Origin of the sequence: Sphingomonas sp. LR59 (genome assembly GCF_036855945.1) — a bacterium.
Lineage (GTDB): Bacteria > Pseudomonadota > Alphaproteobacteria > Sphingomonadales > Sphingomonadaceae > Sphingomonas.
In genome coordinates this window covers 2,821,171-2,840,832 of record NZ_JASPFL010000001.1, presented here as the reverse complement: position 1 = coordinate 2,840,832, position 19,662 = coordinate 2,821,171, and the positions used below count along the sequence as shown (strand labels likewise).

General features: G+C 66.2%; 13 protein-coding genes and 2 pseudogenes. 6 read left to right on the top strand and 9 right to left on the bottom strand.

Translation table 11 applies throughout. The annotated features are described in order from the left end of the window. Nucleotides 1–281: 281 nt before the first annotated feature. Together QP164_RS13165 and QP164_RS13160 are read left to right on the top strand one after the other, a co-directional pair. Nucleotides 282–3,314 (top strand): TonB-dependent receptor domain-containing protein, encoded by a 3,033-nt coding sequence (locus QP164_RS13165; protein ID WP_132895644.1) that lies wholly within the window; start codon nt 282–284, stop codon nt 3,312–3,314. 500 nt (nt 3,315–3,814) lie between these two features. Beyond that, nucleotides 3,815–4,672 carry a serine hydrolase gene (locus QP164_RS13160; protein WP_333923424.1) on the top strand — a complete coding sequence of 286 codons (858 nt, stop codon included), beginning with the start codon at nt 3,815–3,817 and terminating at the stop codon, nt 4,670–4,672. Nucleotides 4,673–4,774: 102 nt separating this feature from the next. Here the strand turns inward: QP164_RS13160 and QP164_RS13155 are convergent, their stop codons facing one another. The 9 genes and pseudogenes from QP164_RS13155 to QP164_RS13115 form a co-directional block, all read right to left on the bottom strand. Then, nucleotides 4,775–5,770, bottom strand: a complete 996-nt coding sequence (locus tag QP164_RS13155; protein WP_333923423.1) for a lysylphosphatidylglycerol synthase transmembrane domain-containing protein — start codon at nt 5,768–5,770, stop codon at nt 4,775–4,777. Then, nucleotides 5,771–7,992: pseudogene (locus tag QP164_RS13150) on the bottom strand (HAD-IC family P-type ATPase). Nucleotides 7,993–8,109: 117 nt separating this feature from the next. Further along, nucleotides 8,110–8,229 (bottom strand): annotated as a pseudogene (locus QP164_RS19870) (cation-transporting P-type ATPase); the annotation flags it as partial. 41 nt (nt 8,230–8,270) lie between these two features. Further along, on the bottom strand, nt 8,271–8,849 hold the full coding sequence (locus QP164_RS13140; RefSeq protein ID WP_333923422.1) for a DUF1269 domain-containing protein: 579 nt from the start codon (nt 8,847–8,849) through the stop codon (nt 8,271–8,273). A gap of 278 nt (nt 8,850–9,127) precedes the next feature. Further along, entirely contained in the window at nt 9,128–9,316 is a 189-nt protein-coding gene (locus QP164_RS13135) for a hypothetical protein (protein ID WP_333923421.1), read from the bottom strand. Nucleotides 9,317–9,352: 36 nt separating this feature from the next. Next, on the bottom strand, nt 9,353–9,697 hold the full coding sequence (locus tag QP164_RS13130; RefSeq protein ID WP_333923420.1) for a hypothetical protein: 345 nt from the start codon (nt 9,695–9,697) through the stop codon (nt 9,353–9,355). Between the two features lie 165 nt (nt 9,698–9,862). Then, nucleotides 9,863–10,201, bottom strand: coding sequence for a hypothetical protein (locus QP164_RS13125; protein ID WP_333923419.1), 339 nt, complete (start codon nt 10,199–10,201; stop codon nt 9,863–9,865). A 90-nt stretch (nt 10,202–10,291) separates the two neighbouring features. Continuing rightward, on the bottom strand, nt 10,292–11,779 hold the full coding sequence (gene glpK / locus QP164_RS13120; protein ID WP_333923418.1) for a glycerol kinase GlpK: 1,488 nt from the start codon (nt 11,777–11,779) through the stop codon (nt 10,292–10,294). A gap of 49 nt (nt 11,780–11,828) precedes the next feature. Then, nucleotides 11,829–12,635: an MIP/aquaporin family protein gene (locus tag QP164_RS13115; protein WP_333923417.1), complete on the bottom strand. Its 807-nt coding sequence runs from the start codon at nt 12,633–12,635 to the stop codon at nt 11,829–11,831. A 244-nt stretch (nt 12,636–12,879) separates the two neighbouring features. Between QP164_RS13115 and QP164_RS13110 the strand changes: the two genes are divergently transcribed. Genes QP164_RS13110 through QP164_RS13095 form a run of 4 tightly spaced genes read left to right on the top strand, consistent with a single transcriptional unit; the run spans nt 12,880 to nt 19,639 of the window. Next, the gene (locus QP164_RS13110) at nt 12,880–13,959 is read left to right on the top strand and encodes an AraC family transcriptional regulator (protein WP_333923416.1); all 1,080 of its coding nucleotides are present in this window, start codon (nt 12,880–12,882) and stop codon (nt 13,957–13,959) included. Between the two features lie 21 nt (nt 13,960–13,980). Continuing rightward, a complete protein-coding gene (locus QP164_RS13105) occupies nt 13,981–15,174 on the top strand; it encodes an efflux RND transporter periplasmic adaptor subunit (protein WP_333923415.1) in 1,194 nt (397 codons plus the stop codon). Nucleotides 15,175–15,177: 3 nt separating this feature from the next. Then, the gene (locus QP164_RS13100) at nt 15,178–18,228 is read left to right on the top strand and encodes an efflux RND transporter permease subunit (protein WP_333923414.1); all 3,051 of its coding nucleotides are present in this window, start codon (nt 15,178–15,180) and stop codon (nt 18,226–18,228) included. After that, nucleotides 18,221–19,639, top strand: coding sequence for an efflux transporter outer membrane subunit (locus tag QP164_RS13095; protein WP_132895634.1), 1,419 nt, complete (start codon nt 18,221–18,223; stop codon nt 19,637–19,639). Before QP164_RS13100 ends, QP164_RS13095 begins: the two co-directional genes overlap by 8 nt. Nucleotides 19,640–19,662: the final 23 nt, after the last annotated feature.

The following is a 19,662-nucleotide window of genomic DNA, read 5'->3' as shown; positions in this document are numbered from 1 at the left end:
GATCCCGAAGGCCCTGTAATAAGGCACTTTCCCTGTTCCTTATCATTAAATGCGTCGCTCATTCGACGATTACTCAACAGCCGGCGCGGCATATGAGACAGATATAGTGCCATATTAGTCACAAGATGACAGAAACGTCATGTCTCAATGCGTAATCCTTTACAGCCCCAAAGCACGGCTTCACCAATGTGGACATCTTCCGAGCAACCTTGGTTGCAGTTCGGAAACCTTTCGCAATCGACCGTATAAGGGCCGTTGCGGTTATATTGGGGGATTTTCACTTGGTTGCTACCACTCGCTTTACGTCGAAGTCGTTGCTGCTCGCCGCGGCCGCGCCTTTTGTCCTCGTATTGTCAGCCATGCCGAGCGTCGCGCAGACCGCGACCGCTGCACCGGAACCGCAGAAGACCGTCTCCCCAGAGACCGCGCCGGCCGAAGAGGATGCTGGCCAGGATATCGTGGTTACCGGGTCCCTGTTCCGCGGCGCCGATACAGGTCCTTCACCCGTCACAACGTTGACGGCCGCGACGCTTCAGCAGCGCGGAATCAATACGGCCGCTGAGGCCGTGCAGCGACTGACTGCGAACGGCGCTGGCACGATCAGCCAGGGCTGGAATACCGGTAGCAACTTCGCAACGGGCGCAACGGCGGCATCGCTGCGTGGTCTGTCCGTGCAATCGACGCTGACGCTGTTCGATGGACTGCGCATGGCGCCGTATCCGCTCGCCGATGACGGTCAGCGCAACTTTGTCGACATGAACACGATCCCGAGTTCGCTTGTCGACCGCATCGAAGTGCTGAAGGACGGCGCGTCGTCGACCTATGGCGCAGATGCCGTTGCAGGCGTCATCAACGTCATCATGAAGAAGCAGATCGAAGGCCTTCACCTGAATGGTTCGGCAGGTATCTCGGATCGTGGCGATGGTGGCGAACAGCGTCTTGATGCGACGTGGGGCTATGGCGACCTCGCCACGCAAGGCTTCAACTTCTACGTTAACGGCGAGTATCAGAACACTGCGGCGGTCAATGCAAGCGATCGGGGTTACCCGTTCAACTCGTCGGATCTGAGCCGCATCTGTAACGACGCGGGCAGCTGCATTGCGCAGCCCGCAGGGGCTCGCAACTTCTTCAACGCGGACGGTACCTATTCCGGTCTCGCATCGACGACGGTGGCGATGGTACGTCCCGTCGATGCCACGGGCGGGGCTCTGGGCCGGTACAATATTCTCAACGCCGCCGATGGATGCCGTGACCTGAATCCGGTGACGGTCCTGCCGGGCCAGAGCCCGACTGCAGGTTCGGTCGTTTGCCAGCAGGATTTCCGTAAGCAGTATCTGCAGGTCTTGCCGCAGCAGGAGCGCTACGGATTCTCGGGTCGGTTTACGGCCAATGTCGGCGACAATGCTCAGGCCTATGTGTCGGGCAATTACTACCGGACCAACACCTTCACGCAGATCAGCCCGCTCGGCTTCAACAATCAGACGACGCCGCCAGGCTCGGTTCTACTCAACCCACTGTATCTGCCGACCTATGTCTGCGCCGGTGGGGTCGGCTCGCTGACCATGCTCGACACGGGGTGCAACGCGGGTAACGGCGTCCTCAATCCCAACAATCCTTTCGCAGCCAGCGGCAGCCGTGCGCAGTTGCTGAGCCTCTATGACCGTCCGCGTACGATCGAGACGAATTCGCGGGCATTGCGCCTCGCGGCCGGGATCACCGGTACATTCGGTGACGACTGGAAATATAGCGGTGATTTCACGGCATCGAATACGCAGCTCGATGTGATCCAGAAGAACTATCTTATCCCGCAGCGGATCTTGGACGTGGTCGCGCGCGGAACATATGATTTCGTTAATCCGAGTGCCAATTCGGAAGAGATCCGCAACTATATCGCCCCCGAGAACCGGACGCGCTCGACGGCCGATCTCTGGCAGATTCAGGGCACCCTCTCGAAGTCGTTGTTCACTCTGCCGGGTGGTCCGTTGCAGGTCGCCATCGGCGGGGCGTATCGCAAGGAGTCGATCGATAACCCCAGCGCGAACCCGCAGAACGACGCGCATCCTTATGACCGCTATTATGGTGTCAACTCGGTCGGCGCGGTCGGCAGCCGCAACGTGAAGTCCGCTTTCTTCGAAATCAACGCGCCGGTCCTGGATCAGCTCGTGATCAACGGGTCGGGTCGTTACGACGATTATTCGTCGGGCCAGAGCAACTTCTCGCCGAAGATCGGTGCAAAATTCTCGCCGATCCAGCAGTTCTCGGTTCGTGGTACCTTCTCGAAGGGCTTCCGCATTCCGAGCTTCAACGAAGCCAATGGTCTGCCAACCACTGGCTATGTGACGCGCTCGCTTGATCCGAGCATTCCCGCGCAGGCCGCGTTCATCGCGGCGCACGGCGGCAACGCCTACGCGACGGGCCAGTTCTCGCTCGGCAACACGTCGACGGGTAACCCGGATCTGGATCCGGAGAAGTCGACCAGCTGGACGCTGGGCGCGATCTTCGAGCCCACGTCGCGGATCAACTTCACGGTCGATTACTTCAACATCAAGGTGAAGGGCATCATCAACCCGGCGAGTTCCGCGGGTGCGTTCGAGCAATATTACGCGAACAACGGCGTCGTGAACCTTCCGGGTGTCGTCGTCCGGCCGGGTCTGGCCGACAACGATAATCCCGCTGCGTTGCCGCAGATCGGCTTCATCGAAGTGTCGTATCAGAACGCCGACGAACAGCGCGTATCGGGCATCGATTTCGGCGCCAATGCCCGCTTCCCGATCGGTAACAACGTGACGTTGATCACCTCGGCCGATGCGTCGTACCTGCTCAAGTTCGAGAAGCAGACAGCAGACGGCAACGTCGAGCGGTATGACGGCACGCTCAGCCCCTGCAACAACACTTCGTGCTCGGGCTCGCCGAAGTGGCGTGCGACGTGGCAGAACACGCTCGAAGTCGGTGCCGCATCGCTCTCGGCGACCGCCTATTATACCGCCGGCTATGACCTCGCTTCGACTGATGTGTCCAACGGCTACAGCGGCGTCAAAGGCGATTGCGAAGCGAGCATCGGCTCGTCGGTCGTGACGTATCAGGACGGAACGCCAGTATTGTGCAACGCAAAGGCAACCTGGAACGTCGACATGACCGCAACCGTCAAGGTCAACGATCGTTTCACGCTGTACACCAACGTGCTCAACATCTTCGACATCAAGCCCCCGTTCGATCCGAGCGGCGGGTACAGCATCAACCAGTATAACCCTGCCTGGACGACCGGCAACATCATGGGCCGCTTCATCCGGGTCGGCGCGCGCGTCGGCTTCTAAGGAGGCAATTGAGGCAGCTTCTTCGGAAGCTGCCTCTTTTTACGCAGCACGTTCTTTTTACGCAGCACGTTCTCGTCCCGTGTCAGGGCCGGGAGGCAGTGGACGATGGCTTTCAGCTAGCGCCCCAGCCACTTCAATCAATATTACACGATCGGATGCGTGATCATCGCGTCCGCGAATGGCGCGATTCGATAGTAGATCGCGTGTAATGTCGGGAAGAGACTCGACCGTCAGGCGGTCATGCGTGATCCGGGGCGACGGTAATTTTGCCAGGGTCGGTATCGGTCCTCGCGCTCTCGGATGTGGTCGGACGGTCGTGGCGCAATCGTTGACATGATTGGCTGAGCGCCGTCTGCCCGAAAGGCTACCAGGCCATAGGCGCAACTCATCGGTGTCGCGATCCGCCGTTGCTCGAACTTTATCGGTATGCATAACGACATGTTCAGGTTCGTCGGTTTAGTGTGACCACGTCGATGCAGGACAATATTCGAGGACGATTGATGCGCGCACTCCGGGTTTTCCGCCTGTTTCTATCCAGTATCGCCGCCAGCATCCTCGTCCCGGCACCGGTCGCCGCAAGCTCGCCCGAACTCGTCGGGCTCGAGCACGCGTTGACCCAGTTGGTCGCGCAACGCTCCGGTGACTATGGCATCGCCGCGCTCGATTTGCGCGATGGCTCGACCGTTTCAATCAACGGTAATACGCCTTTTCCTATGGCGAGCACGGTCAAGATCGCGATCGCCGCCGCCTATCTCGCCGAGGTCGATCAAGGTCGACGCTCTCTCGGTGACATGATCATGGGCCGTCCTGCCGCCAAGGTCATGGAGCTGATGATCATCCGCAGCGATAACCAGGCAACCGATCAGCTGCTTGCCGCTCTCGGCGGCCCCGCCGCGATCCAGCAGTGGTTGTTGTCGCTGCAGATACCGGGCATCCGGATGGATCGGACCATAGCCCAGCTGCTTCGCGAGCGCGGCCACCTTGCCGACAGCAAGGATGTCGCCACGCCGGTCGCCATGGTCACGCTGTTGAACAAGCTCGACAACGGCTCGGTGCTGACGGCGCAAAGCCGCAATTTTCTCTTCGAGCTGATGAGCCGATGCGCGACGGGCACGCGGCGTATCCGCGCTCTCCTTCCCGCTGGTACGCGGGTCGAGGACAAGACCGGCACGCTTGACGGTATCACCAACGATGTCGGGTTCATTACTATGCCCGATGGTCGTCGCGTGGCGGTCGCGGTGTTCGCTCGCGGTGGACGTGATCGCCAGCCTGTCATCGCCGAGGTCGCACGCGTAATCTATGACCGCTTTGCAGACAGCGTCCGCAACGCGCTCTCGCTGTTCATGCGAATGCAGTGACCCTGGGTTAGCGGATTGCGCCGATATGCGCGTTCGGTATGCGCGCCGTTCCGCGGACGGTTCGATCCTTTCCATACGACCAACGCCTGACGCTTCTGCTTCCTAGGCTGTCAGGCCCGCAGCCTTGGTGCGTAGCGCGCGCCGGATCAGCGCGAAACCGGGGACCAGCGGCAGCCACAGCGTAAAGACGCGCAGCAGCAACGTCGCCGCCAGCGCCGCCTCGACCGGCACCCCCATCAACGCCAGCATCCCCGTCGCACCCGCCTCGAACGTGCCGAGTCCGAGCGGGATCGGGCCGAGCGTCGCGATCATCGATGCGGTCATCACCGCGACGAACGCGACCGGGAAGCCGACCGGCTGGCCAAGCGCGAGGAAGCACACCATCAGGCTGACGGCATCGGCGACGAAGACCAGGCCGTTCACGCTCGCGACGCGAAGGATCAGCCGGCGGTCGACCAGCAACCGCTTCGGCGCTTCGCCGACGATACCGACGAGCGCACGGATGCTCGCGAACCGGGCAAGGGTCGACGAGACGGGGCGCCGCCCGCGCCGGCGGATCCACAGCGCCAGTCCGGGAATCGCGGTCGTGACGGCGAGGAACACGAGCACGAAGCCCACGATCCAGATCGACGCCAGCCCTTCGATCCACAGCGTGACGAGCATCGCAACCGCGCAAACCCCGTACGCCGCGTAGAAGCCGATCATCGCCACCCGCAGCGTGGCGACCGCGTTGCCGCGCCTGACGCCGAGCGCGGTCAGGCGGTCGACCAGGAACATGTTGCCGCCCATGCCCGCGACCGGAAGGACCTGATCCGCGAACAGCTTGCCGACCGCGATCGAATAAAGCCGGCGCAGCGGTTGCGGCGTGTCGGTCCGAAGCAGCACGATCTTCCAGCCCACCGCGACGCTCGCATAGGTTGTTGCCTGCAACCCCAGCGCGACCAGCAGCCAGCCGGGACGCGCGTTCTCAAGCATCGTCGCGAACGCGTGAAGATCGCCGATCCGCAGCACCGCGCCGACGACGATCGCGATCACCGCGAGGCCCAGCACCCAGCCGATATGGCGCAACGCCCCGCGCCAAAGTGTGGCTACGCTCATTCAGCGGCGCGCGCGTTTGGTGGGGCGGTGGTCGAACAGGAACGTCTTGAGTAGTTCGGCGAGTACCAGATAGGCGAGCGTGATGCCGCCGATGCTCGCCACCACCACGAGCGGCGGCGCGACGAAGCCGAACCAGTCGCCGACCGGGGTGAACGGTAGCACCATCGCCACTAACAGTGCGCCCAGCGATGACAGCGCGAGCGCCGGTCGCGGCAGGTCCGCCCATGGCCGCCCGTTGGTGCGGATCACGAAGATCACCAGGATCTGCGTCGCCATCGATTCAAGGAACCAGGCGGTGCGGAACTCGGGCGCCGCGACGTGGAGTACGAGCGAAAGGCCTGCGAACGTCAGCAGGTCGAACGCCGACGACAGCGGACCCATCACCGCGGCGAAGCGGATCAGCGCGGGCATGCTCCAGACCTGCGGCCCCACGACCGCCTCGGCGCGGACGCCGTCGAACGGGATGCCGATCTCCGACACGTCGTAGAGCAGGTTGTTGAGTAGGATCTGTGTCGGCAGCATTGGCAGGAAGGGCAGGAACAGCGACGCTGCAGCCATCGACAGCATGTTGCCGAAGTTTGAGCTCGCCCCCATGCGGACGTACTTCAGGATGTTGGCGAACGTCCGCCGTCCTTCCTCGACGCCGTCCGCGACCACGCCGAGATCGCTGTCGAGCATGATCATGTCCGCCGACGCCTGCGCGACGCTGGCCGCGCCGGCGACCGACAGGCCGATATCGGCGAGTTTCAGCGCGGGGGCGTCGTTGATGCCGTCGCCGAGATAGCCGACGATCGCGCCGCTCGCCTGGAGCGCGCGTACCAGCCGTGCCTTCTGGTCCGGCGCGAGACGGCCATAGGCGTCGACGTCGCGGACTTGCACGGCGAGCGCATCGTCGCTGAGCCTGGCGATGTCGGCGCCGGACAGGACGCGCGAGGTGGCGAGGCCGACCAGTCCGGCGAGGCGGCCGACCACCACGGGGTCGTCGCCGGACAGGATCTTCAGCCGGATGCCCGCCGCTTGCAGGCGGCCGACGGCGGCGGGGGCGGTCTCCTTCGGCGGATCGGCGAACGCGCAGAGCCCGGCATAGACGAGGTTGGTTTCGTCCTCCGGGGTCGGCGCATGCGTCGGGCCGGTCCAGGGGCGGGAGGCGATCGCAATGGCGCGCAGGCCTTGTTCGGCGAGCGCGCGGACCTGCGCTAGGATCGCGGCTTGGTCGACCTCGCTCAAATTGCAGCCGGCGAGCACGGCCTCGGGCGCGCCCTTGGTGATCAGGATCGTGCCGCCTGCACCCGTCGCCAGCACAGTCCCGAGCCGCCGGTCGAAATCGAAGACGCTCTGCGCGGCGAGCGTCCAGTCCTTCGCGGCGTCCGGCGATGCGGTCACCAACGCCGTATCGAGCGCGCCACGATCGCCGCCGAACGCTGCGGCCATTGCCCCCAACCGCGCGGCTTCGGGATCGTCGATACCCGTGGCACCGATGCTCCGCGCCAGGCTGATCTGCGCCGAGGTGAGCGTGCCGGTCTTGTCGGTGCACAAAATGGTCATCGCGCCTAGATCGTGGATCGACGCGAGCCGCTTCACGATCACCTTGCGCTTCGCCATCCGCATCGCGCCGCGCGACAGCGTGACGGTGGTGATCATCGGCAGCAGCTCGGGCGTGAGTCCCACCGCAAGCGCGACCGCGAACAGCAGCGATTGGAGCAGCGGCCGCCCTAGGAAGATGCTCGCCGTCAGCACGACCACCACCAGCGCCAGCGTCAGCCGCGTCGTCAGCAGGCCGTACGCATGGAGATCGCGCTCGAATGGGAGGGGGCGGCGGCGGTCGCCAGCGCGGCGGCCGCCGAGCCGAACAGCGTGGCGCGGCCGGTGCCTACGACCAGAGCGGTCGCCGTCCCCGTCTGCGCGATCGCCCCGCGGAACAGCGCGTTCGACGCTTCCGCGGCGGTCGTCGCGGTGACGAGGCCGGCGCGTTTGTCGACCGGATAGGGCTCGCCGGTCAGCGCCGCTTCGTTGGCGGTAAACGCGGTGCTGTCGAGGATCAGCGCATCGGCGGGGATGATGTCGCCGGCGCGGACCTCGACGATGTCACCGGGCACCACCGCCTCGATCGCGATCGCGACCAACGCGCCGTCGCGGCGGACGCGTGCGGAGACGGCGACCGACTGGCGCAGGATTGCTGCGGCGTGGACCGCCTGGCCCTCCTGATAGGTGTCGAGCAGCACCGAGAAGCCGAGTATCACGACGATGATCGACCCGCCGACCGCATCGCCGGTCGCCGCCGATACGAGTCCGGCAGCGAGCAGGATCAGCGACAACGGCTCTAACAGCCGCCGCGCGATCGCCCGCGCGGGGCCGGTATGTGCCTCCGCGCTGTCGCTGTTCGGTCCGTAGCGTGCGAGGCGCTGCGTCGCCTCCGCCGCGCTCAGCCCATCACGCGATGTTCCGAGATCGGCGAGCAACGCATCGGCCGAGCGAATCCAGAACGGCGGTGCGTCCTGCGTCAGGCGACCGGCTCGGCGATCGGGAGCTCACCGGTTAATTGTGCGTGCGGCGACGCGTTACTGTGGTCGTGATGCACGGTGATCCGACGCGGGCTAAGCGGTTCGAGCACCAGCTTGGCGCGCTCCATTTCGGCCTCGCTGCCATGCGCCATGACGAGGAACCCGTCGGCCGCGATATCGGTCTCGTAGGTGACGATCGAATCCTCCGGAATGCCGAGGCTGGCGAGGGCTGCTACCAGCGCGCCGGTGCCGCCGAGCATGACCGCGCCCTCGATCGCCGTGATCACCGTGGCAGCGAGATGCCCGAGCAGCACCACCCCGCCGACGACGGGAACGGTCGCGTAGAGCCCGCCCATGAACAGCCCCCACAGGCCACCCCATAGCGCGCCGCGCGAGCCCCAGAAGCGGATCCGGTCGCCGCTGTTGTAGAAGCCCGTCGCGACCTGATCACTGTGAAATCCCTTGCCGACGATGCTCAACCGCCGCAGCCCGAACCCCGATGCGGCCAGCGCCTTCACCGCGGCATCGGCTTGTGCGTGGTCGTCGAATACGGCGACGATCGAATGGCTGAACTTCATGGCGTGGTCCTCGATTGGGGAGCGTAGCCAAACCGTACGATCGGGGTGGACCGGCACCAGAATCGGGAACTACCTAACGCGGGCCCCGCGATCGGCGCAGGAATGCAGCTATCAACCGCGGTCGATCGAGGTGGCGATTGCGGTCGACAGCGGGGCGTCGTCACTGGCGACCGTTGTCACCGGTGGCTTAATATCCGCTCCGGCGAGGACATTCTGCGGCGTAGCGAGACGGACGGGTGATGCGTGAATAGGGGCGGTTGCCCGCCCCTACCACCGCTTCAGTCGTGGTGCGTGCCGCCCTTGGCAGGATCGCAGCAATCCGCAGCCTGGGCTTTTGCGCCATCTTTGCAGCAGTCTGCGCTGTCCTTGCAGCAGGCCATGTCGGCGCAGCAATTTGCGACCGCGGCAAATGCGCCGGTCGACAGCGTAAGGGCGAGAGCGGTGCTGATGAGCTTGAACTTGGTCATAATAGTCTCCGAAAATATGCGCGTGTGAGATTGGTTTCACACGGTTTGCGGAGGGGGCGTCGCGGGTGCGCTGGTAAGGCCGAACAGGCCGGTATGCGCAACCGCCCATTGGGAGAGCGGCGCGAACGCGATCGGCTTGACATGAGCAACCATCTCGCCGGGGACAGCCGCGCATGGCGTGGCGCAGGCCGACAGCGCGGTATTTTTTGCCGGACCGTTGATCGGGGTGCTGGCACAATCCATCATCGTCGATGCGACCGGCGTTGCAACCATCGCCGTTGTTTCGCACCATGGTCCTAGCCGCACCAGCAGCATCATCGCGAGCATAACGAACGCCGCAGCGCGAAAACCGTCGAAGATTGGCCGAGCCCGAAGCGACATGCGTGCGGCTTATAGCGGCCGTCCGTCGCGTACAATGCTTCTATCAGAACGGCTTACCATGAGCGGCTGTGCGCGCTTGCCGCGTAGCAACCCGCCCGCCCGCGCCATTGCGGAAGCGGCCGGATCAAGCACTGGCATAGGTATGTTACCGCGTCGAAACGATCGTCAGCGCTGTTTCTTCGTCGTGGTCGCGGTGAAGTCCGGATCCTTGTTCGCTACCCAATCGACGAACTTGCGCACCGCGCCGTTCGCGAGGAGGCTTTCGACATCCATCGCGTGGCGCTGCAGTTCGGAATTGGTGAAATTGGCGGTCAGCGTCTGTTGGCAGATCGGATGCATCGGAACGACATCGCGACCGCCCCGGCTCTTGGGAACGGGATGATGCCAGACGATGATCTTGCCGGTAGGCCTGCCACACAGCCAGCAGGGGATCGGGGCGGCCGGAGCCTCCTCGCCGCGCTCCCCATCGTCATAGGAGCCGTGTCTTGAATGCTTGCGCGCCATGTGTTCACCAAATGCCTGATCCCGCTATCGCCTTTAGCGGTCGAGCGGGGATTTTACAGCGCAGTCGACCAAGCCTCGCGGTGCGACCGGTCAGGACTTTGCCCTGGAACTGGTCCGGTCGACCGCGTCCTGCCACCCCTGCATGAGCGTTGTCCGCGCCTCGCCGGTCATTGTCGGGTTGAACACGCGGTCTTCCTGCCAGGCGGCGGCGATATCGTCGGGGCCGTTCCAGATTCCCACCGCCATCCCGGCGAGAAACGCTGCACCGGCCGCCGTCGTCTCGATGTTTGCGGGCCGGACCACATCGGTGGCGAGCATGTCGGCGAGGAACTGGCAGAACCAGTCGTTTGCCGCCATCCCGCCATCGACGCGGATCTGGCGGGCGTCGCGCGCGCCGTCCGCGACCATCGCGTTCATCAGGTCGGCGGTCTGGTAGGCGACCGATTCCAGCGCGGCGCGGGCGATGTGCGAGCCGGTCGCGGCGAAGGTGAGACCGGTGATGCTCGCACGCGCGTCGGGGTCCCAGTGCGGTGCGCCCAGACCGACGAACGCGGGCACCATGTAGACGCCGCCATTGCCGTCGAGCTTGGTCGCCATGTCGTTGGTATCGGCTGCCTGATTGATCAGGCCCAGTCCGTCGCGCAACCACTTCACCGCCGCCCCCGCGACGAAGATCGAGCCCTCCAGCGCATAGGTGATCTCGCCGTCGAGCTGATAGGCGATGGTGGTGAGCATGCCGTTCTTGCTCGTGACAGCCTCCTTGCCGGTATTGAGCAGCACGAAGCAGCCGGTGCCGTAGGTCGATTTTGCATCGCCACGCTGGAAGCAGGCCTGGCCGACGACGGCGGCTTGCTGGTCGCCCGCCATCCCGCCAATCGGGACCGACGTCCCGAGCAGGTCCGGCGTGGTTTCGCCGAAGATCGTGCTGTTGTTCTTGACCTCGGGCAGCAGGCTTTCGGGAATGTCGAGCATCCGCAGCATGTCCGGGTCCCAAGCGCCCTTATGGATGTCGAACAGCAGGGTGCGCGAGGCGTTGGACGCATCGGTCGCGTGGACCTTGCCGCCGGTCAGCCGCCACAGCAGGAAGCTGTCGATCGTTCCGAAGGCGAGTTCGCCGCGATTGGCACGGTCGCGAACGCCGTCGACCGTGTCGAGGATCCATTTGAGCTTCGTGCCCGAGAAATACGGGTCGAGGATCAGCCCGGTCCGCTCGCGCACGAGCGGTTCGTTACCGTCGGCCTTGAGGTGCGCGCAGAGCTTGGCGGTGCGGCGGTCCTGCCAGACGATCGCGTTGTGGACGGGCTCGCCGGTCTTGCGGTCCCAGACGACCACCGTCTCGCGCTGGTTGGTGATGCCGATCGCGGCGACCTTGCCGCCGTCTGCCTCGGCCGCCTGCTTGAGCGTCACGACGGTATCGCGCCAGATGTCCTCGGGGTCGTGCTCGACCCAGCCGGACTGCGGATAATGCTGGGCGAATTCCCGGCGTACCGTCTGGCGCGGCACGCCGTCGCTGCCGAACGTCATGCTGCGGGTCGAAGTCGTACCCTGATCGATGGCCAGGATGATGGTGTCGGTCACGCTTCACTCTCCTTCGGTCGTGTCGGCGGGCGTCCAAACGGCGCGCTCGTTATTGGGGCCCTGCGATGGGCGTGTCGCGTGGCAGGAACGGCCGGATCAACAGATGTTGCGCGCCGCCGCCGATTGCTGCGCCAATCAACGGCCCGGCGATCGGCGCCCACCAATAGTTGCCCACGCCCGGAAACGCGGATGCGTCCCATCCCATCAACCAGGCAAAGGTACGCGGTCCGAGATCGCGCGCGGGGTTGATCGCCCAGGCTTCCAGATACCCCATCGATGCGCCGATCACCGCGACGAGCAGGCCGATCACGATGGCGCCGAAGTTCGCTTGTGGTGCCATCGTGTTGAACTCGTCGGTGATCGCGAAGATGCCGAAGACGAGGATCGCCGTGAGGATGATTTCGTCGATAAAGCCCTTCATCGTCGTCACCGCGACACCCGGCGCGGTGAAGAATACGCCGGCTGCACCGCCACCGGCGCGGGTCATGTGCTGCGTCGCGTTGAAGTGATCGATGACGTTGTAATAGAGCGCATAGACCAGCGCCGCGCCGAGGAACGCGCCGACGAGCTGCGCGCACCAATAGGGCAGGACCTTCCTCCAGGGAAAACCGCGGTACAGCGCGAGTGCCAGCGTCACGCCCGGATTGGCATGCGTCCCCGAGACCGCGCCGGTGACGTAGATCGAGATCGACACCGCCATCCCCCAGGTCATGCAGACTCCCCAATAGGCGGTCTTGTACGGACTGGGATCGTAGAGCGTGTACATCGCGGCGACCGACAGACCGAACGTCATCACGATGAAGATCGCGATCGCCTCCGAGATCAATTCGCCGAGATACGCCTTGCCAGGGCTCATCGACTTGGGCCGATCGGTCGTTGCCGGCGCGATACGGTTCGTCCTGCCTGCTCGATGGGCATCCTGTGCTCCTTCTTGAACGCCGACCCTTTGGGTGCTGGTCTTTGGACCCTCTTTTACCGGTACCGATACCGTTGTCGACCAGCGGTACCGGTGGCTCCCACTTGATGCACCGTTTCCGCAGGCACCGGCCGTACCAACGGTCCTGCTAGACATGCCGGCAGCATCATGGTTTCCGCCGGTAATGATCGACCTTCTCTCTCCCGCGTCAGACGCGATCGCGCAGCTGGACACGCTGTTCCGCGGCGGAGCGATCGGGCTGTTGCTGCTGGCGGTGGTGGTATTTGCGCGCGCCCCGGCATCGTTGCCGAGCCGGTTCGGGCTGGCGCTGACGCTGTGCACGGTGGTCGGTACGCTGGCGGGGTTGCCGCACACGCCGACCGCGTTCGATCCGTTGCTCGATCTGAGTTCGAGCGCGGCGATCCCGCTGTTCTGGCTCTTTGCGCGCGCGTGGTTTGACGATGCGTTTCGCGCCAAACCGATCGACCTGGTGCTGGCGGCGGCGTTCCTATGTTGCACGACGTACGCCAGCCTGCAGGGCCGTGGACTGGCCGCGCCAATCGAGGGGCTGGACGTCCTGATTTACGCGGCGGGCATGGCGTTTGCGATCCATGCGCAGTGGCTGGCGTGGCGCAACCGGCAGGGCGATCTGGTCGAGGCACGGCGGCAGGCCCGGTCGATCTTCGTCGTGTCGATCGGGCTGATCATCCTGTGGCTGCTTGGGAGCGAGATCGTTGGCCGTGCGACGGGCGAGCTCGCGGTGTCGGGAATGGCTTCCGCTGCCGGGCTGTTCATGGGGGCGTTCGTGATCACCGCGCTGCTGTTCGGGTTGCGCCACCCGGAGATTTTTCCGATTGCGGTTGCAGGCCCCGTTGGTGGCGAGGTGCCGGTGACCGCCCCGGTTCCCGAACCGCTCGATGCGACGCTTGAGCACGCGCTCGCCCGGATGATGACCGAAGACCGGGCCTATCGCGACCCCGATCTGACGATCGGCGGAATCGCCGCGCGCGTCGACACGCCGGAATATCGCGTGCGGCGGCATATCAATGGCGGGCTCGGCTATCGCAACGTCAGCGACTATCTCAACGAACACCGGATCGCCGAAGTCCGCAGCGCGCTCGCCGACCCGAGCCAGGCGGACGTGCCGATTCTGACGATCGCGATGGATGCGGGGTTCGGCAGCCTCGTGATGTTCAACCGCGTGTTCAAGGACCGCCTCGGCGAAACGCCTAGCGCATTCCGACGGCGGCATCTGGAGGGCTGACCGCACCGGTTTCCAGGCGTGATGACCGGTCGTTTCCGAAAACGACTGGTCGGTTTCGAGGATCGGCAGGCCAAGATCGGCCCGGACCTTCAGGGCGACCGCGTTCACCAACGGGACGCGACGATGCCGAAGACTTTCCACTCGACGACCGAGCTCATTGCGGCCGGACTAACTCTGTTAGCGTGCGCCGGCTGCTCCTCCGAGCCGGTCGCCTCGCCCAGATCCGACGCCACGCTGGTCGATGTCGTCACGATCCATCACGCCGGCGGCCAGACCGCGACGTTCGACGGCGTGCTGCGCCCGCGCCGCGATATCGCGCTTGGGTTCAAGACCGGCGGACGCGTGCTCGCGCTGAGCGTGCAGATCGGCGATCACGTCCGCGCCGGGCAGGTCCTCGCCCGCCTGTCGCGCGCCGAAGCGATCGCCGATATCGGACAGGCGCGTGCCGAACTCGCCGCCGCGACGGCCGAGGCTACGCGGGCCGGCGACGCGGCACGACGCGCGGCCGGGCTCGACGGGATCGGTGCGCTTTCGGCCGCCGAGGTCCGCGACCGTGCACTGACCACCAGCGCTGCGACGGCCAAGCGTGAGGCGGCGCGCGCGGCGTTCGATCACAGCTGCGCCACGCTCGCGGACGGGGTGCTGGTCGCGCCCGAAAACGGCGTCGTGACCGAACGCGCGGTCGAGTCCGGTGCGGTGGTCGATGCCGGCAGTGTCGTCGTCCGGCTGGCCGCGGGCGCGCCCGAAATCGAGGTCCGCCTGCCCGATCGCGTGCGGTTGAGCAGCGGGACGATGGCGGATGCGAGCTTCTGGTCCGCGCCCGACACGATCGTGGAGGCACGGCTGCGGCTGGTCGGGCCAGCGGCGGATGGTGCGCTACGCATGCGGACTGCGCGTTTCAGCGTGCTCGGCGACGTTTCGCAGATCCCGTTCAACAGTTCGGCGACGCTCACGCTGCGGATCCCCGATCCCAAGGCGACGATCCGCGTGCCGCTGACTGCGCTCGGCGCGCAGGGCAACCAGCCGCATGTCTGGTCCTTGTCGATGGTTGGCGACCGCGTCCACCGCCAGCCGGTGCACCTCGTCGAGCTACGCGGCGACGACGCGATCGTCTCCGGCCTGCCCGATGGCCAGCGGATCGTCGCGAGCGGCGGCGACACGCTGTCGGAAGGGCAGCGCGTCGTCTTGGCCGGCGTCGTCCCAGGCGGCAACTGAGCGATGGACTGCTTCAACCTGTCGCGCTGGGCGATCCGCCACCCCGCACTCGTCGGCTTCCTGATCGCGTTGCTGTTCGCCGCGGGCACCGCGCAATTCTTCGCGCTCGGTCGCGACGAGGATCCCACTTTCACGCTGAAGGAGATGATCGTCGCCGCGTCCTGGCCCGGTGCGGCGCCGGCGCAGATGCGCGAGCAGGTCGCCGACCCGATCGAACGCCGGCTGCGCGCGATGGAGGATCTCGATTTCCTCCAGACCTATTGCGTCGATGGTCGCTGCGCGATCCGCGTGTCGTTGAAGGACGGCGCGCCGAAAGACCGGGTCCCTGTGATCTGGCAACAGGTGCGCAAGCAGCTGAAGGATATCGAGCCGGATCTGCCGACGGGGGCAACGGTTGCCGCCGATGACGATTATGCCGACGTCTATGGCTATGTGTTCACGCTGACCGGCGCGGACAACGCGCGGCTGGTGGCGCTGGCCGAGCAGGCGCGCGACGCGGTGCTGCGCGTGCCCGGCGCGGGCAAGGTGCAGATCACCGGCGAGGTGCCGCGCCGGCTGTACGTCGATGTAGACTCGCGCCGGCTTGCCGCGCTGGGTCTGTCGCCCGACGCGGTCGTGCAGGCTTTGGCGAAGCGCAGCAGCGTCGCACCGGCGGGCGTGGTCGAGCGGTCGATGCGCGTCCCAATGCGGATCGGTGGTGCGGTCGACGGTGTCGATACGGTCGAGAATACCGCCATCGCCGGCGCGGGCGGTACGATCAGGGTCGGCGACATCGGCACAGTCAGCAACGGCTATGCCGATCCCCCCGACGGTCTGGTCCGCCACGCGGCCAAGCCCGCCGTGGTGCTGGCGATCGCGATGGCGCCGGGGGCCGACGGGCTCGGCTTCGGCAAGCAATTGTCGGAGGCTGCCGCGGCGTTCGGCCGGACGTTGCCCGCGGGCGTGACGATGACGCAGGTTCAGGACCAGAGCCAGAATATCCGCGAGGCGGTCGACGCGTTCCTCATCAAGTTCTTCTGCGCGCTGACGGTCGTTCTGCTGGTCGCGTTTGTCACGCTGGGCTGGCGGACCGGCGTCGTCGTCGCACTGTCGGTGCCGCTGACGCTCGCGATCGTCGCGCTGTTCATGGGCGTCAGCGGAATCGGGCTCGAGCGGATCTCGCTCGGCGCGCTGATCCTGTCGCTCGGGTTGCTGGTCGACGATGCGATCATCAGCGTCGAGGCGATGGTGGTCCAGCTCGAAAAGGGCGCGAGCCGGGCCGATGCCGCCGCCTATGCCTGGACGCACACCGCGTTCCCCATGCTGACGGGGACGCTGCTGACGATCGTCGGCTTCCTGCCCGTCGGGTTCGCGCAATCGACGACCAGCGAATATGCCGGCGGGATCTTCTGGGTGACCGGGTCGGCGTTGCTGGTCAGCTGGGTCGTCGCGGTCGTGTTCACGCCGTATCTGGGCGTGCGGCTGCTGCCTGAGGCTCGCAAACACCACGATGCGGACGCGATGTACGATACGCCGGTGTACCGGCGGCTGCGCAAGCTGGTCGATGCGTGCATGGCGCGGCGCAAGACCGTGGTCGCGGTCACCGCGGCGCTGCTGGTGGCCAGTCTCGCCGGCGCGATGCTGGTCCGCCAGCAATTCTTTCCCGTATCCGACCGCCCCGAAATTATCGTCGACGTCAGTCTGCGGCCCGGCGCGTCGCTGTCCGCGACCTCTGCGGCGGTGAAGCGGATCGAGGCGAGCATCGCGAAGGACCGCGATATCGCGCAGGTCGACAGCTATATCGGCCAGGGCGCGCCCCGCTTCTATCTCCCCTACGGCCCCTCGCTGCCCGACCCGGCGACCGCGACGATGGTGCTGGTCGCGACCGACCTGCACGCGCGTGAACGGGTCATCGCGCGGCTGCTCGCAAACCACGCGTCGCCCGAGGCCAAGCTCCATGTCCGCCGCCTGTCGCTCGGACCGAGTGCCGGCTTTCCCGTGCAATATCGCGTGATCGGACCTGATCCGGAGGTTTTGCGGACCATCGCCACGCGGCTTGAGGCGGTGCTGCGCGCGACGCCCGGCACGACTGCGGTTCAGGCGGACTGGGGGACGCCGTCGGTTGCGGTGCGGCTCGATCTCGACCCCGATCGGGTCGCGCGGCTCGGGCTCGATCGGGCGCGGCTGGCGGGCGAGGTCGCGACGATGCTGTCGGGCCAGCCGGCCGGTGACGTGCTCCGCGGGACCAAGCGGATCGGCATCGTCGTGCGTGGCACGGCGCCGGATCGCAGCGATCCGGGGCGGCTCGCCGACATGGCGGTGAGCACGCCCGGCGGTCCGGTCCCGCTCGATCAGGTCGCGCGGATCGGCGCGATTACGGAGCAGCCGATCGTCTGGACGCGCAACGGCGCGCTCTGCATGACCGTGCAGGCGGACATGACCGGCGACGTCCAGGCCGGCGAAGTCGTCGACGCCGCCGCCGCGCGCGTCGCCGCGATCGCGACCTCGCTCCCCGCCGGCTACCGGATCGAGGACGGCGGCGACGGCGAGCTGTCGGCCAAGGCGAACGACGCGATCTATGCGCTGCTGCCGATCACCGTCGCGCTCATGCTCCTGCTGCTGATGATCCAGCTGCAAAGCATCGGCCGGACGCTTCTGGTGCTGGCGACCGCACCACTTGGGGTGATCGGCGCGGTGGTGGCGCTGGTGCTGACCGGCGCGCCGTTCGGGTTTGTCGCGCTTCTTGGGCTGATCGCGCTCGCGGGGATGATCATGCGCAATTCGATCATCCTGGTCGATCAGGTGACGCATAACCAGGCCGAGGGCATGGACCTGCACGCGGCGATCGTCGCTGCGACGATCGGTCGATCGCGCCCGGTCGTGCTGACCGCACTGGCGGCGGTGCTCGCGTTCATCCCGCTCTGCTTCAACATCTTCTGGGGGCCGATGGCGATCGTGATGATCGGCGGGCTGATCGGCGCGACGATCCTCACGCTGGTCGCCCTCCCCGCGCTCTACGCCCTCGCCTTCGATCGCACATCCGGCCTTACCGACGAGGACCACGAAAATGCATGATCCGAAGCTCTCACGGACACCGCTGCTGCTCGCCGTCGCGCTGGCGGGCTGTACGGTCGGCCCGAATTTCGCGCCGCCCGCAGCGATCCTGCCGCCGGTCTGGCAGAGTGCGGCCCCGGTCTCGGCTAGCACCGATGCGCGCTGGTGGCGGAGTTTCGACGATCCGGTGCTCGACGCTCTGGAAGCACGCGCAGGTTCTACGAACCTCGACATCGCCGCGGCGATCGAACGGATCACCGCCGCGCGGATCGAGCGCGGCCAGGCTCGTGCTGCCGGTGCGCTGCAGGTCGAGGGTCAGGCCGGGTACAACCGCGAGCGCGTCGGCACCGCGGGGATCGCCTCGGTGACGCAGACGCTGCTCGGCGTCACCCCGACGACGACCCCGCCCAAGGGCGTCGACTTCGATCTCTACAGCATCGGCGTCGGCGCGAGCTGGGAACTCGATCTCTGGGGTGGCCATCGTCGCCAGGTCGAGGCGGCGCAGGCCTCGGTCGAGGCCACCGAAGCCACCGCGCGCGGCGTACGTCTGTCGGTCGAGGCCGAGGTCGCGCGCACCTACTTTCAACTGCGCGGCCTGTGGGACGAGCGCCGCATCGCGCAGGACGGGGTCGGACTCGCCGAGCGCAACGCCACGATCGCGCGTGCGCTGCTGGGACGCGGTCTCGCCACGCCGATCGATCTCGCCGCAACCGAAGAGACGCTGCGCGCACTGCGCGGCGAGATCGTCGACCTCGACCATCGGGCGACCACGACGCAGCGCGCGCTGGCGATCCTGGTCGGTGGTACGCCCGATACCGCCCCGTTCGACCGCACGACGCTGCAACCGCAAAGCCCGCTCCCGGCGGCGGCGGTGCGCGTGCCCTCCGAGGTCGCCCGCACACGTCCTGACATTGTCGAGGCCGAAGCACGGCTCCACGCAGCGACCGCGCAGATCGGCGTCGCGCAGGCGGATCTCTATCCCAAGATCAGCCTGACGGGCCTGTTCGATATCGACGTCCTGAACCTCGCCGATTTCGGCTGGAACGCGCGCAGCACGAGCATCGGGCCGAGCCTGTCTCTCCCGATCTTCTCCGGCGGCCGATTGCAGCGGCAACTCGACCTGCGCCGCTCGGAGGAACGCAGCGCCGCGCTCGCGTACCGCCAGACCGTTCTCAACGCCTGGCGTGAAGTCGACGACGCGCTGTCGGCGAGCCGCGCCGCCGCCGAGCGCACCAGCCTGTCCGACCGCGACCTCGCATCGCGTCGCCGGACGGTGGCGATGGTCGAGGCCCGCTACGCCCGCGGCGACATAGCGGCCTCGCCGCTGCTCGACGACCGCCAAGCGGCCTTGTCCGCGGAGTTGGCCGTCGTTCGCCAGCGCGTCGCCACCGCGCTCGCGCACATCCAGCTTCACCGCGCGCTCGGCGGCTGACCGCTCACCGCGCCGATCACATT